Origin of the sequence: Deinococcus metalli, assembly GCF_014201805.1 — a bacterium.
GTDB lineage: Bacteria > Deinococcota > Deinococci > Deinococcales > Deinococcaceae > Deinococcus > Deinococcus metalli.
Genome location: NZ_JACHFK010000008.1, coordinates 1 through 13,359 on the forward strand (window position 1 = coordinate 1; position 13,359 = coordinate 13,359).

At 71.2% G+C, this 13,359-nt stretch carries 13 protein-coding genes and 1 rRNA gene; 10 read left to right on the forward strand and 4 right to left on the reverse strand.

From position 1 onward, the window contains the following. The 8 genes from HNQ07_RS23855 to HNQ07_RS15220 form a co-directional block, all read left to right on the forward strand. Positions 1-89 (forward strand): 16S ribosomal RNA (locus HNQ07_RS23855); the annotation flags it as partial. Between the two features lie 288 nt (positions 90-377). Continuing rightward, on the forward strand, positions 378-1,415 hold the full coding sequence (gene argF, locus HNQ07_RS15190; protein WP_229832052.1) for an ornithine carbamoyltransferase: 1,038 nt from the start codon (positions 378-380) through the stop codon (positions 1,413-1,415). Positions 1,416-1,615: 200 nt separating this feature from the next. Further along, a complete protein-coding gene (locus tag HNQ07_RS15195) occupies positions 1,616-3,601 on the forward strand; it encodes a hypothetical protein (protein WP_184113319.1) in 1,986 nt (661 codons plus the stop codon). Positions 3,602-3,711: 110 nt separating this feature from the next. Next, entirely contained in the window at positions 3,712-4,635 is a 924-nt protein-coding gene (argC, locus tag HNQ07_RS15200) for an N-acetyl-gamma-glutamyl-phosphate reductase (RefSeq protein ID WP_184113321.1), read from the forward strand. Then, positions 4,632-5,450, forward strand: coding sequence for a shikimate 5-dehydrogenase (locus tag HNQ07_RS15205; protein ID WP_184113331.1), 819 nt, complete (start codon positions 4,632-4,634; stop codon positions 5,448-5,450). The genes argC and HNQ07_RS15205 overlap by 4 nt, the downstream gene beginning before the upstream one ends. A gap of 54 nt (positions 5,451-5,504) precedes the next feature. Next, the gene (locus HNQ07_RS15210) at positions 5,505-5,825 is read left to right on the forward strand and encodes a YegP family protein (RefSeq protein ID WP_184113333.1); all 321 of its coding nucleotides are present in this window, start codon (positions 5,505-5,507) and stop codon (positions 5,823-5,825) included. A 34-nt stretch (positions 5,826-5,859) separates the two neighbouring features. Further along, positions 5,860-6,504, forward strand: a complete 645-nt coding sequence (locus HNQ07_RS15215; protein WP_184113335.1) for an MBL fold metallo-hydrolase — start codon at positions 5,860-5,862, stop codon at positions 6,502-6,504. 86 nt (positions 6,505-6,590) lie between these two features. Next, entirely contained in the window at positions 6,591-7,265 is a 675-nt protein-coding gene (locus HNQ07_RS15220) for a DUF2270 domain-containing protein (RefSeq protein WP_184113337.1), read from the forward strand. Here HNQ07_RS15220 and HNQ07_RS15225 read toward each other — a convergent pair. The 4 genes from HNQ07_RS15225 to HNQ07_RS15240 are packed head-to-tail and all read right to left on the reverse strand — an operon-like array spanning position 7,244 to position 10,014. Next, the gene (locus HNQ07_RS15225) at positions 7,244-8,002 is read right to left on the reverse strand and encodes a CDP-alcohol phosphatidyltransferase family protein (RefSeq protein WP_229832055.1); all 759 of its coding nucleotides are present in this window, start codon (positions 8,000-8,002) and stop codon (positions 7,244-7,246) included. The two genes, HNQ07_RS15220 and HNQ07_RS15225, sit on opposite strands and share 22 nt — an antisense overlap. A 59-nt stretch (positions 8,003-8,061) precedes the next feature. Further along, complete coding sequence (locus HNQ07_RS15230; protein WP_184113339.1) at positions 8,062-8,424, reverse strand: hypothetical protein; 363 nt, start codon at positions 8,422-8,424, stop codon at positions 8,062-8,064. Beyond that, a complete protein-coding gene (locus HNQ07_RS15235; protein ID WP_184113341.1) occupies positions 8,421-9,302 on the reverse strand; it encodes a hypothetical protein in 882 nt (293 codons plus the stop codon). The genes HNQ07_RS15230 and HNQ07_RS15235 overlap by 4 nt, the downstream gene beginning before the upstream one ends. A 37-nt stretch (positions 9,303-9,339) precedes the next feature. Then, complete coding sequence (locus HNQ07_RS15240; protein ID WP_184113342.1) at positions 9,340-10,014, reverse strand: YqhA family protein; 675 nt, start codon at positions 10,012-10,014, stop codon at positions 9,340-9,342. A gap of 70 nt (positions 10,015-10,084) precedes the next feature. Here HNQ07_RS15240 and HNQ07_RS15245 point away from each other — a divergent pair, with 70 nt between their 5' ends. Together HNQ07_RS15245 and HNQ07_RS15250 are read left to right on the forward strand one after the other, a co-directional pair. Next, positions 10,085-10,864: an APH(3') family aminoglycoside O-phosphotransferase gene (locus tag HNQ07_RS15245; protein ID WP_229832057.1), complete on the forward strand. Its 780-nt coding sequence runs from the start codon at positions 10,085-10,087 to the stop codon at positions 10,862-10,864. A 144-nt stretch (positions 10,865-11,008) separates the two neighbouring features. Further along, the gene (locus tag HNQ07_RS15250) at positions 11,009-13,351 is read left to right on the forward strand and encodes an MMPL family transporter (protein WP_184113344.1); all 2,343 of its coding nucleotides are present in this window, start codon (positions 11,009-11,011) and stop codon (positions 13,349-13,351) included. Positions 13,352-13,359 lie beyond the last annotated feature (8 nt).

The window sequence follows — 13,359 nt, forward strand, 5'->3', positions numbered from 1 at the left end:
CGCGGCAGGCGTCTAGGCTGTGGCGCATGACTGGGGTGAAGTCGTAACAAGGTAACTGTACCGGAAGGTGCGGTTGGATCACCTCCTTTCTACAGGTCACGTCACTGATACCAGATGCATCGATGAGCGCTCCTGATCTCCGGATCAGGAGCGCTTTCTTTTTGGTCGGTATAGGTGTGAGGTTGGATCAGTCGGGTGTCGCTCACCCATGAGTGCCGAGGTGGCTCCCCGCATACTCCGCTTGTTGACGTCTCTGGCGTTTATCCAGCTGCCTTGGCCCGAGTTGCCCAGCTTGTGGAGTGCATGTTTACTCGTAAAACTGAATAAGCTTGCACAGCTGACCACCGTTCCGGCCGAACTGCGTATACTGGCACCTTATGACGAAGGCTGCCGCCAGAGCGAAGAAGTCCTCCCGCCCCGCGCCCCGGCAAGATGGCACGGGCATGAATAAAGCCGCCGCTCTTACGCCGGATACGCTGCCCGCGCCGGTGATGGCAGGCCGTGACTTCCTGAGCAACCTCGACATGAGCCCCGCTGAGCTGCGCGCGGTGCTCGACACCGCGCACAGCATGAAACGCGGCGAGTGGCGCGGCGTGAAGCCCCTGGCCGGCCTGTCGATCGCGCTGGTCTTCGAGAAGGCGTCGCTGCGCACGCGCACCACCTTCGACGTCGGCATGTACCAGCTGGGCGGGCACGCCATCACGCTGTCGAACACCGAGATCGGCCTGGGCACCCGCGAGCGCGTGTCGGACGTGGCGCGCAATCTGGAGCGCTGGGTGGACGCCGTGATGGGCCGCGTGTACCTCCAGCAGACCCTGAACGAACTCGCGCAGCATGCCACCATCCCGGTGATCAACGGCCTGTCGGACATGCTGCACCCCGCGCAGCTCCTCGCCGACTACCAGACCATCGAGGACGAGTTCGGCACGGACCTGCGCGGGCGCCGCGTGGTGTACATCGGGGACGGCAACAACCTCGCCAACAGCCACATCCACATGGCGATCCTGACCGGCGCGCAGGTCACCATCGTCACGCCCGTCGGGTACGAGCCCAACGCGGGCGTGCTGATGGACGCCGTGAAGCACGGCACCGACATCACCCTCACGCACGACCTGTCTGCCATCGCGGGCGCGGACGTGCTGTACACCGACGTGTGGATCAGCATGGGCCAGGAAGCCGAGGCCGACATCCGTCGCCGGGCCTTCCGCGGGTATCAGGTCACGCCAGAGATGCTGGACACCCTGGCACCGCACGGCATCTTCCTGCACTGCCTGCCCGCGCACTACGGCGAGGAGACGGTGCCCGAGGCGACCGAGCATCCCAAGAGCCGCGTGTTCGACCAGGCCGAGAACCGCCTGCACGCCCAGAAGGCCCTGATGTACCACGTGATGGGCGCCATGACGCCGCGCTGGTAGGCGCGTCCCGGGACGCCGGCCCGCCCCTCTCGCCACGCTCCGCGTCCGGGCGTACAGTGAAGGCGTTTACCTGTCCGGACCCCAGGCGCCGCACGTGCACCACCGTCCCTCCGCCTTGATCCGGGCATCGAGCAGACCGCGCCGCGACCGCGTTCGCCAGCCCAGTCCGTTCAAGGTGCAATGACCGGAGGGAACAACGTATGCACAGACCCTGGAAGTGGGTGGTGGGGGCCACGCTGGGCGTCGGCCTGGTGGCGTGCGGCAGCGCGGCCCGCGACACGGCGGCGAGTACGCCGGACGTGACGTCTCAGGCGGTGGCCGTGCCCGGCGCGGTCCGCACCATCAGCGCGGCCGGCACCGCGTCGCTGCGGTCCGGCGGGCTCGGCAGCGACGCGGTGCAGTTTCCGGAATTCGGTCCGGAGCCCGGCATCGCCGACGGCCCCGAGGGCGCGGCGCTCGACGCCCAGCGGGTGGGACTCCCGGCTGGCCGCAGCGCCGCGGGCGTCGGGGTAAACCGCCGGCTGCCCGGCACCCGCACCGGGCGCGGCGTGAGCGGCACGGCCCTGGGCGCGCAGAAGGTCACGGCCGCCCCCACACTGCTCCGGAGCTTCAACGGCCTGAACCACCGCGATACCCGCCTTGCCAACGGTGGTAACCAGTTCAGCAACGAGCCGCCGGACCAGGGCCTGTGCGTGGGCAACGGCTCGGTGCTGGAGACCGTGAACTCCGTGTTGCGCGTGTACAGCACGGGCGGCACGCCCCGCACGTCCCCGGTGGACCTGAACACCTTCAACGGCTACCCGGCGGCCATCAACCGCACCACCGGCGTGTACGGCCCCAGCCTGTTCGACCCCAGCTGCCACTACGACAACGCCAGCGGCCGCTGGTTCCACCTGACCGACACGCTGGGCGTCGCCCCGAACGGCAATCTGACCGGCAAGAACACGCTGGACCTGGCCGTCAGCCGTACCAGCGACCCCGCCGGCGAGTGGACGGTCTACCGCCTGCCGGTCCACAACGACGGCACGGACGGCACGCCCAACCACGGCAACTGCCCGTGCCTGGGCGACTATCCGCACCTGGGCGTGGACGCCAACGGCGTGTACATCACCACCAACGAGTTCCCGCTGCTTGTGGACGGCTACAACGGCGTGAACATCTACGCGCTGCCCAAGGCCGCCCTGGTCGCGGGAGCGGGCACCCTGAACGTCGTCAGCTTCTACCTCAAGGACGGCGTCAGCCCGCAGCCCGCGTTTACCCTGATGCCGTCCATTTCGCCCGGCGGCGACTTCGACAAGGGCACGCGCGGTACCGAGTACTTCGTGAGTTCGCTGGCCGTCTTCGAGGACAGCGGCGTGAGCGACCGGCTGGCCGTGTGGGGCCTGACGAACACCGCCTCGCTGGACAGCGCCCAGCCAGACCTGACGCTCAACGTCGGCAGCGTGCCCGTCATGTCGTACGCCGTGCCGCCCGCCGCCACGCAGAAATCCGGCAACTTCCCGCTGGGTCAGTGCATCAATGACACCACGCTCGTCACGTCTCTGGGCCGCGGCTGCTGGCGCTACCTTTTCAACGCCGAGCCAGCGCACACCGAGGTGCTCTCGACCATCGACAGCGGGGACAGCCGCGTGCAGCAGGTCATGTACACCGGCGGCAAGCTGTGGACGACGCTCGGCACCGCCGTCAGCGACAACGGCGTGGACCGGGTCGGCGCCGCGTGGTTCGTGCTGCGTCCCCAGTCGAACAAGAACAAGGCCGACGCCCAGGTCGTGAACCAGGGTGTGGTGAGCGTGCCCGGCAACAACCTGCTGTACCCCACCGTGGCCGTCACGACCGCCGGACAGGCCGCCGTCGGGGCGACCCTGGTCGGTGCCGACCACCACCCCAGCGCCGCGTACTTCGGCCTGAGCACGTCCGGCGCGGGCCCGGTGCAGGTCGCGGCCGAGGGCGCCGGCCCCCAGGACGGGTTCAGCGGCTACAAGGCCTTCGGCACGCCGCTGCGCCCCCGCTGGGGCGACTACGGCGCCGCCGCCACGGACGGCACCAGCCTGTGGCTCGCCAACGAGTACATCGCGCAGACCTGCACCCTGACGCAGTACGCCACCGCGCCCATCGGTTCCTGCGGCGCCACCCGCACCGCGCTCGCCAACTGGGGCACCCGCATCACGCAGCTCGGCACGCCCTGAGCCCACGGGGCTGCTGAATAGTCCGGACGATCCCCGCCGCCCCCGGTGAGGCGGCGGGGCTGTTCTGGACACGCCGGACAGCGGGCGGGCGCAGGCGTTAAGGTGACGGTATGGCGAGGCCACGGGTATTCATCGACGGCGAGGCGGGCACGACGGGACTGCAGATCCGGTCGCGCCTGTCGGGCCGCACGGACATCGAACTGCTGAGCATCGACCCGGCGCGGCGCAAGGACAGCGGCGCGCGGGCCGACCTGCTGAACGCGGCGGACGTGAGCATCCTGTGCCTGCACGACGACGCGGCGCGCGAGGCGGTCGCCCTTACGACCAATCCGGCGTCGCGCCTGCTGGACGCCAGCACGGCGCACCGCGTGAATCCGGCGTGGGTGTTCGGCTTTCCGGAACTCGGCCCGGAGCAGCCCGGCCGCATCCGCGCGGCGCGCTACGTGGCGAATCCCGGCTGTTACAGCACGGGCGCGATCTCGCTGCTGGCCCCGCTGACCGGGGCGGGCCTGCTGCCGGCCGACTTCCCGGTCAGCATTCAGGGATACAGCGGGTACACGGGCGGCGGGCGGGCGCTGGTGGACGCGCACGAGCAGGATCTCGCGCACCCGATGCGCGGCGAGTTCCTGAGCTACGGGCTGGGCCTGAACCACAAGCACATCCCCGAGACCATGCGCTACGGCGGCCTGACGCGCACGCCGATCTTCACGCCGAACGTGGGGGCGTGGGCGCAGGGCATGACCGTGACCATCCCGCTGCACCTGCGCGAGCTGGGCACCACGCCGGACGCGCTGCGCGCCGCGCTGAGCGCCCACTACGCCGGGCAGCGCCACGTGCGGGTGGTGGACCGCGCGGCCACCCCGGAGATCGTCGATCCGCAGGCGCTGAACGGCACGAACGACCTGGAAATCTTCGTGTACGCCTCGGCGGACGGCGAGCGGGCGCTGCTGGCCGCGCGGCTGGACAACCTCGGCAAGGGGGCGGGAGGCGCGGCCGTGCAGAACCTGACCCTGATGCTGGGGCTGGAGGCGTGAGGGTCCTCGACCGGGACACGCAGCTGTGCATGAGCCTGGCCAGCCGGCCGGGCAACTTCGGCACGCGCTTCCACAACCACCTGTACGCGGCGCTGGACCTGAACTTCGTGTACAAGGCCTTCACCACGGAGGACCTGGAGGGCGCGGTGCGCGGCATCCGCGCGCTGGGCATCCGGGGCTGCGCCGTCAGCATGCCCTTCAAGGAGGCCGTGATTCCGCTGCTGGACGAGCTGGACCCCTCTGCCGCGGCCATCGGTTCGGTGAACACCATCGTGAACACGGCCGGGCACCTGAAGGCGTACAACACCGATTACACGGCGGCGCAGCTCCTGACCGGCCGTCACGCCCTGGACCCGGCGGCGCGGGTGGTGCTGCGCGGCAGCGGCGGCATGGGCAAGGCGGTGGCGAGTGCCCTGCGCGACGCGGGCTTCACGCACGGTGTGCTGGTGGCGCGCAACGAGGGGGCTGGCCGCGTACTGGCCGACCGCTGCGGATGGACGTGGCAGCCGGACGTGCCGGACGCTCAGCCGGGCGACCTGCTGGTGAACGTCACGCCCATCGGCATGGCGGGCGGCCCGGAGGAGCACGCGCTGGCCTTCACGCCGCAGCACGTCGCGGCGGCCGCCACGGTGTTCGACGTGGTGGCCCTGCCCAGCGAGACGCCCCTGATCGCGGAGGCGCGGCGGCAGGGCAAGGCGGTGGTGACCGGCCTGGAGGTCGTCGCCCTGCAGGCGCTGGAGCAGTTCGTGCTGTACACCGGCGTGCGCCCCACCGGCGAGCAGGTGGCGGCGGCGGTGGCGTTCGCGCGCGGTTGAGCTGCCAGGGTGTATAACGTCAACTGACCCACAATTCACCCCTGGAGGTTCAGTATGGCGTCGAAATTCGTCCTGAAGGCATCCGGTGACCAGTTCATGTTCAACCTGCACGCGGGCAACGGTCAGGTCGTCCTGACCAGTGAGCGCTACACCAGCAAGGCCGGCGCGACGGGCGGCATCGCCTCGGTCAAGCAGAACGCTGCCAGCGACACCCGCTACGACATGAGCGAAGACGGCCTGCGCTTCAGCCTGAAGGCCGCCAACGGGCAGGTCATCGGCACCAGCGAGACGTACTCCAGCGCCGCCGCCGCGCGTGACGGCACCCAGGCGGTCAAGCGCGCCGCCGCCGAGGCGCTGGTCGACGACCAGACCTGATTCTCCTGCTCGCGCGCCCCGCTACACTCCGGGCATGGCTGCTCCCCACCATCACGGTTCCGTGCGCGTCTGGTCGCTGTCTACCGGTCCCCTTCAGGAAAATGCGGTGCTGATCGCCGGCGCGGACGGCCAGGGCTTCCTGATCGATCCCGGGGACGATGCCGAGCGCGTCCTGGCACTGGTGCAGGAGGCCGGCGTGACCGTGCGCGGCGTCCTGCTCACGCACGCGCACTTCGACCACATCGGCGCGGTGCAGGCGGTGAGGGAAGCGCTGGGCGTGCCGGTGTGGCTGCACCCGGCGGACCTGCCGCTGTACCGGAACGGGGCCACGTCGGCCGCGCGCTGGAACCTGCCCTTCGTGCAGCCGGACGACCCGGAACACGAGATCGCGCAGGATCAGGTCTTCACGGCCGGCGACCTGAGCGTGCGCGCGCGCGACCTGCCCGGCCACGCGCCTGGCCACGTGGTCTTTGTCGGGGACGGCTTCGTGCTGGCCGGCGACACGCTGTTCCAGGGCAGCATCGGGCGCACGGATCTGCCCGGCGGGAACCATCCGCAGCTGATCGACGGCCTGCGGCGCGAGTTGCTGACCCTGCCCGACGACACGGCCGTGTATCCCGGCCACGGCGCCCCCACCACGGTCGGCGCCGAGCGCCGCGGCAATCCCTACCTGCGCTGAGGGGGGCGGCGCTTCACGCAGGGGTGACGCGACAGGCGCTACGCTGGGAGCATGCGACGCGGCATGCAGCGGGAGTGGCGGGACTGATGCCGGGCACGGGCGGCGGAGTCGGGGCCGTGCTGCCGGGCGGCCTGACGGAGGTCAGTTACAGCACCAACAGCGCCAACGCCCTGATCCACCTGTACCGCGCGGAGGTCGGCAAGATGACCTCCTACCGGCAGCGGCTGGACATGACCACCAACTGGTCCGTCGTGACCACCGCCGGCCTGGCGAGTTTCGCGCTGGGTGACGTGAACAACTCGCACGCCACGTTCCTGTTCGCGATGTTCATGAATTTCTTCTTCCTGCGCCTGGAAGCCCGGCGCTTCCGCTCGTACGAGATCGCGCACCACCGCGTGCGGATCATGGAGCGCTTCTTCTACCCGGCGATGCTGGGCGAGAACGTCGATCCCGGGTGGCACCAGCTGCTGCTGGCGGAACTGGCCCGCCCGCGCAGCCCCATGAGCCGCAGCGACGCGATGGGCTGGCGCCTGAGCCGCAACTACCTGTGGATCTACGCGGCAGTGCTGCTCGCGTGGCTCGCCAAACTCGACCTCGACCAGCCCAAGGGCTGGGTGCTGGAGTTCCCGGACGCGCTGTCGCTGGCCGACATCGGCAGCTTCCCCGGCTGGCTGGTCTTTCTGGCGGTGGCGGTGTTCTACGCGTACCTGATCGGTCTGGCGTACCGCGCCGCGCGCACCTACCCGCTGGAAGAGGGCTGAGGGCCGGCGGTGGCGGCGCGCACCCGCGCTTCCCGCCACAGCTGCGTGCCCAGCAGCAGCGCCGCCTGGAGCGGCAGGGAGCGCGTATACAGCTGCGGCCGGCCGGTCAGCACCGCCAGCCCCAGCGCCAGGAACTGCGTACTGAGGCCCAGGTTCGCGGTGACGGTGGCGGCGGCCAGCGGCGTGTACGCCTGACGCTGCCGTGCGCTGGGCGCGCCGCCGGCCACACGCCGCAGCCGCGCCGCGAAGACGCGGCCCAGCACCCGCTCCTGCGGCACGAAGTACGCGGCGTACACCGCCCGCAGCGCCGCCAGCACGCGCGGGTCGTCTCCGGCCTGGGCGGGCGGGTCGCGGAAGACCTCGCCGCGCGCCTCGCGGTGCTCGCGCTCCCACAGGTAATCGACGGTCAGGATGACGCTCTGCAGCACGGTCAGCGCCAGCCCGGCCGGCACGCCCTCGATCGCCACGTTCAGCGCGGCGTTCACCACGAGGTCCATCTCGGTGTCGAGGTAGCGGCCGGTCTCTGTGGTGCGGCCGGTCGCGCGGGCCAGCTGACCGTCCAGACCGTCGAGCACCGTCTTGAGTTGCAGCAGCAGGGCCGGCGCCAGCCGCTCGCCCCGGCGGATGCGGGCGGCGGCGTCCAGGCCGATGACCGTGTGCAGCAGCACCACGTGCGCCGGGTTCACGTTGGCGCGGGCCAGCGGCGGCACCAGCGTCTGCGCCAGCGGCCGGAACACCCGCTCGCTGGCCCACTCGTCCGCCGGGCGTTTCTTGCGCGAGCGTTCCAGCCCGGAGGCTATCGGCGCCCCCCGTACTTGGGCGGGCCCTTACGGACGCCCGCGTAGCGGTTGCGTTCCCGGCGGCGCTGCGCGCTGGTGCCCGCGGCCGGAGTGGTCTTGCCGGCCGGGGCCGCGCCGCGCGTGCGGGGTATGGTGTCCAGCGTCATGTAGCGCGCCAGGGGCACGTACAGGATCAGGATGAAGATCAGGCTGCCCCACCACGTATTCAGGTAGGGCCTCAGTGGCGTGAGGCTCAGCAGCGAGCTGAGCAGCGTCGCCACCACCGCGAACAGCACGACGCGCGCGACCAGTTTCAGCAGCTTGGTGCGCGTCAGGCCCGGCGCGGGGTCCGGGGTGATCAGCCAGCGCCAGAGGTTCATGCGCCCTCCCCGGCGGGCTGGCCCTGCCCCAGCGTGACGCGGTCTCGGAATGCCTCCAGCTCCGGGAACTCGGTCTGCCCGGCCTCAACGGTCATGCTGAGGGTGGGCTTGTGCATGCGCTGCGCGACGCGGTGCAGGGCCGCCCCCGCCGCGCCGTCCCGCGCGGGCGCGGCCAGGAGCAGGCCGCGCACGGCGCTCTTGCCCGACAGCAGCGACGCCGCGCCGAACAGCTCGCGCTCGCCGTCTGCGGCCTTCTCTGCATTCTCCATGCGCTCGGCGCGTTTGAGCACGTCGGCCAGCGGCAGGTCGTGGCTGAACACCGGGTGCAGGCCCAGCGCCTCCAGCGCGGGCCGCAGGCCGCCGGCCAGCACGGGTTCGGCCAGCAGGGCGCGCGGGCCGATCACGGCGACCGTCACGCGCGACGCGCGGGTGAGCATCGGCATGTCGGCGCGCGGGCCGCCCGCCAGGAGCCGGCTGCGGTCCAGGGCGCGGCGCACCGTGCCGCCATTCTGCGTCAGGCGCAGCCCGACCTCGGCGGCGGCGCTCTCCAGCTCCGGGCCGCCGTCCGGCACGTCAATCAGGGTGGGCAGGCCGCTGATCCGGCGGGGCAGCAACTCCGTGAACGCCTCGCCCCACGCGTCCGCGTTCACGGCCGGCAGGCGCGGCACCAGCACGGCGTCCACGCGGCCCAGCGCCAGGATGCGGCCCAGCGCGAGCTGCACCCCCAGCGCCTCGCCCGGCAGGCTCTCGCGGCCGATCTCCAGCGCTTCCCCGTCGGCGAGCACCGGCGCGGCGACCTCCACCCCCAGTTCCTTGAGCAGCGCCGCCCAGTACGCGCTGGAGCGCGCGGCATGCGATTCGAGCAGTCCGACCTTCATCCCGTGTAGTGTAGCCCGGCCCCGCCCCCGCGCACCCTCAGCCGCTGCCGTCGTCGGCGTCCACGGTGCCGGCCGCCTTCGCGCGGGTGGCCTGTTCGGCCTGCATGACGTCGCGCTCGTCGATGTGCCGCTGCTCGTGCTCGTTCTCGAACAGGTCGCGCCGGGCGCGCAGCTTGGACTCCGGCTGCTGCAGGTCGCCGCCCGCACCGCGGTGCACCCGCTGGAAGAACACGAGCGCGCCGCCTGCCAGCGCCAGCGCGCCGGCGAACTGCAGCGTGTCCAGCGGCTTTTCCCAGCGCACGAAGTGCTCCAGGAAGGTCACGCCCAGGATCACGATGATCACCGACACGACCTTCTGCTCCAGGTCCGCCAGGCTCTCGACGCCCAGCGCCGAGGTGAGGTTCAGCGGCGTGATGAACAGCGAGTACAGCCCCACGCCGATCAGGTAGAACACCACGGCCTTGAGCATGGTGCTCACGACCTCTAGGAACTCCACGGCGAGGTCGCCCCGCTGCGCCGAGAGGCCCTCGCGGTAGATGTCGCGCCACGAGTTCCACACGGCGTCCAGCGCCAGCAGCGTGCCCTGCAGGAAGAGGCTGAACGACACCAGCAGCACCGCCACCACCGCGATCAGCACGACGAAGCGCGTGCGGCCGATGACCTCGCTGAACCACTCGCGCTTGCCGGAGCCGCCGGTCGGGGGAGAGGACATGCGCCCATCATGCCGGGGAGCGCGGCGCGGGCGTCTTCACGCAGGGTTAGCGTCGCCCTATGCTCACTCCGTGCTGCCCGACACGCTGATCCTGCCCGAGGCGCTGCGCCGCGTGCTGCCCGCCGCCCGCTGGGAGCGCGTCACGCTGGGCCAGAGCGGCGCGGGCGTGTGGCGCAGCACCAAGTACGTGGTGAAGGTGCAGGCGCGCGGCGCCCACCCCGTCGCCACCCTGCAGCAGGAACGCGAGCGCCTGCGCTGGCTGGCGGGCCGCGTGCCCGCGCCGCAGGTCGTGGGCTTCGAGGTCACGCCGGAGCACGAGTACCTCGCCATGACCCGGCTGCCCGGCATTCCCCTGAGCGACCCGGACGCCACGCTGCACCCCGAGCGGGTGGTGGACCTGCTGGCCCGCGCGCTGCGCGAACTGCACGCCCTGCCCATCCGCGAGTGCCCGTTCCGCATGACCCTGGACGTGACCCTGCGTCTGGGCCGCGAACACGTCGAGGCCGGCGTGGTGGACGAATCGGACTTCGACGAGGAGCGCCTGGGCCGGACGGCGACCAGCGTCTTCAACGAACTGGTGCGCACCCGGCCCGCCGCCGAGGATCTGGTCGTCACGCACGGCGACGCGTGCCTGCCCAACTTCATCCTGAACGGCGGCCTGATCGAGGGCGTGATCGACGTGGGCCGCGCCGGCATCGCGGACCGTCACGCGGACCTCGCCCTGGCGTGGCACAGCGCGCGGTTCAACCTGGGCGCGGAGTGGGGCGAGCGCCTGCTCGACGCGTACGGCCGGGGCGCCGTGGACATGGACAAGATCGCGTACTACTGCGTGCTGGACGAGCTGTTCTGACCCTGCGGGGGCCGCGGACGACCGGACGCGGCTTCACTGCTCGGGGTCTGGTCGGGGTGGTGCGTGGCTGCACGCAGCATCCGTCCAGCCCGCTCCTGGGTGCTCCTTACGGTCTTTTCCCGGCCGTGCTCTAGCATCGCGGGCGTGCACTTCCTGGCCCGAGTCGTGACCCGCCATCCCTGGGCGACGCTGCTGGTGTGGGCGCTCGCCGCGCTGCTCAGCATTCCCTTCGCCGCCCGCGCGCCCGGCGCCCTGAGCGCCGGCCCCAGCACCCTGACCGACACCGAGAGCGCCCGCGTGACCCGGATTCTCAAGGACGAGTTCGGGGAGGCCGACACGAACACGGTGCTGCTGCTGACGCGCAGTTCGCCCTCCCTGAACACCCCGCAGGGTCAGGCCGCCTACGACGCCTTCGTGAGCGGCCTGGAGAAGGTGCCGGGCGTGACGCGCGTGGTGAGCGCCCAGGCCGGCGGAGCGCTCTCGACCCGCACGGCGGACGGCACGCAGGCCCTCACGCTGGCGCAGATTCCGCTGCTGGAGGGCGCGACCGAGACCCTGAGCCGCGTGCGCGCGTACGTGAAGACCGCAGATAGCGCCGCGCTGGACATCCGCGTGACCGGCGGGCAGGCCATCGCGGACGATTTCACGCAGTACGCCGAGTCCGACACCAAACGCAGCGAGTTCGCCGCGCTGCCGCTGATCGCGCTGCTGCTCGTGGTGGTGTTCGGCGCGCTGGTCGCCACCGGCCTGCCGCTGGTCGTGGGCGTGCTGAGCATCACGGTCGCCATGGCGGGCCTGTACGGCCTGACCCGCGTGACCGAGGTCAGCACCTTTGCCCAGAGCGTGATCACCATGCTCGGCCTGGGCGCGGGCATCGACTACGCGCTGCTGATGGTCAACCGCTTCCGCGAGGAGCTGAAGACGGGCGTCGGCGTCGCCGACCGAGCAGAGCGAGTCTCCGACAGCAGGCGTGGCCGGAGCGCAGACGATGACGGTGGTGTCCCGTCATCGTCGGAGCGGAGCGCCGCGCCCACGACCGCTGCGGCCAGAGCGGACAGCGCGGCCGCCGCGTCCCGCACGGTACTCACGGCCGGGCGCAGCGTGCTGTTCAGCGGCTCGACCGTCGCCATCGCCATGGCCGGATTGATCGTGCCGCCGGTGGACGTGATCCGCTCGCTGGGCATCGGCGGGGTGCTGGCCGTGCTGCTGACCGTGCTGGCGAGCGTCACGGCCCTGCCGGCGCTGTTCACGGTGCTGGGCGAGCGCGTGAATTCTCCGCGCGTGTTGAAGATCGGCTGGGCACAGGGCGGCGGGGCCAGCGAGGGCTGGACGGCCTTCGCGCGCCGCGTCACGGCCCGCCCGTGGCTGGGGCTGATCGGCGGCGCGGCCACGCTGCTGCTGCTCGCCATTCCGGCGTTCGGCATGCGCACCGGCTACGCGGGCGCCTGGGGCCTGACACCCGGTCTGGAGAGCCGTGACGCCCTGGCCGACGTGCGGACGCTCGGCGCCGGCGGCCTGCTGAGCCAGTTCGAGGTGATCCTCGACCTCCATGGGCAGCGGTATACGCCGTCGCAGCGTGCCACCTTCCAGACGACCGTGGGTGACCTGCGGGCCCTGCCCGGCGTGAAGGGCGTCCTGAGCCCCTTCGTGACGCGCGAGGACCTCGCGGGCGCCGGCGGCAGCAGCTCGGACGGGATCGCCGCCCTGAGCACCCTGACGCGGCGCTCCTTCAGCGCCGACCGCACGTACCTGCGCGTCACCGTCGTGCCCGACGACACCCTGAAGGCCGAGCAGATCCCGGCCTTCGAGGAGCGGCTGCGCGGTGTGCTGGACGCCAGCGGGTACCGGTATCTGCTGGGCGGCGCGCCCATCGGCGGGCAGGAGTGGAGCCGCGCCATCACCGGCACCCTGCCCACCGTGATCGCGGCCGTGTTCATCGGCACCTTCCTGCTGCTGATGGTCGCGTTCCGCTCGCTGCTGATCCCGCTCAAGAGCATCCTGATGAACGCCCTGACTGTCGGAGCGGCGGTGGGCGTGGTCACGCTGGTCGTGCAGGACGGTTTCCTGGCCCGCGTCCTGGGCTTTCCGCAGGACGTCGGCGTGCTGGACGCCACGCTGCCGGTGCTGCTGTTCGCGGTGATGTTCGGCCTGAGCATGGACTACGAGATCTTCCTGCTCTCACGCGTGCAGGAGGAGTACCTCAAGCGGCGCGACAACGACGAGGCGATCGTGCAGGCGGTCGGGCACACCGCGCGGATCATCACGTCGGCGGCGGTGATCATGTTCATCGTCTTCGCCGCGTTCATCTTCGGGCGGGTGGTCGCCAGCATGAGCATCGGCCTGGGCCTCGCCGTGGCCGTGATCCTCGACGCCACGCTGGTGCGCCTGATCCTGGTGCCCAGCTTCCTGAAACTTGCGGGCAAGTGGAACTGGTGGCTGCCCGCGTGGATGGACCGCCGGCTGCCGCATGTGCAGCTGGAGCACTGAGAGGCTGG

Coding starts and splice junctions, on each gene's coding strand:
- argF (WP_229832052.1), top strand. CDS start 378: ATGACGAAGGCTGCCGCCAGAGCGAAGAAGTCCTCCCGCCCCGCGCCC.
- HNQ07_RS15195 (WP_184113319.1), top strand. CDS start 1,616: ATGCACAGACCCTGGAAGTGGGTGGTGGGGGCCACGCTGGGCGTCGGC.
- argC (WP_184113321.1), top strand. CDS start 3,712: ATGGCGAGGCCACGGGTATTCATCGACGGCGAGGCGGGCACGACGGGA.
- HNQ07_RS15210 (WP_184113333.1), top strand. CDS start 5,505: ATGGCGTCGAAATTCGTCCTGAAGGCATCCGGTGACCAGTTCATGTTC.
- HNQ07_RS15215 (WP_184113335.1), top strand. CDS start 5,860: ATGGCTGCTCCCCACCATCACGGTTCCGTGCGCGTCTGGTCGCTGTCT.
- HNQ07_RS15220 (WP_184113337.1), top strand. CDS start 6,591: ATGCCGGGCACGGGCGGCGGAGTCGGGGCCGTGCTGCCGGGCGGCCTG.
- HNQ07_RS15230 (WP_184113339.1), bottom strand. CDS start 8,424: ATGAACCTCTGGCGCTGGCTGATCACCCCGGACCCCGCGCCGGGCCTG.
- HNQ07_RS15235 (WP_184113341.1), bottom strand. CDS start 9,302: ATGAAGGTCGGACTGCTCGAATCGCATGCCGCGCGCTCCAGCGCGTAC.
- HNQ07_RS15240 (WP_184113342.1), bottom strand. CDS start 10,014: ATGTCCTCTCCCCCGACCGGCGGCTCCGGCAAGCGCGAGTGGTTCAGC.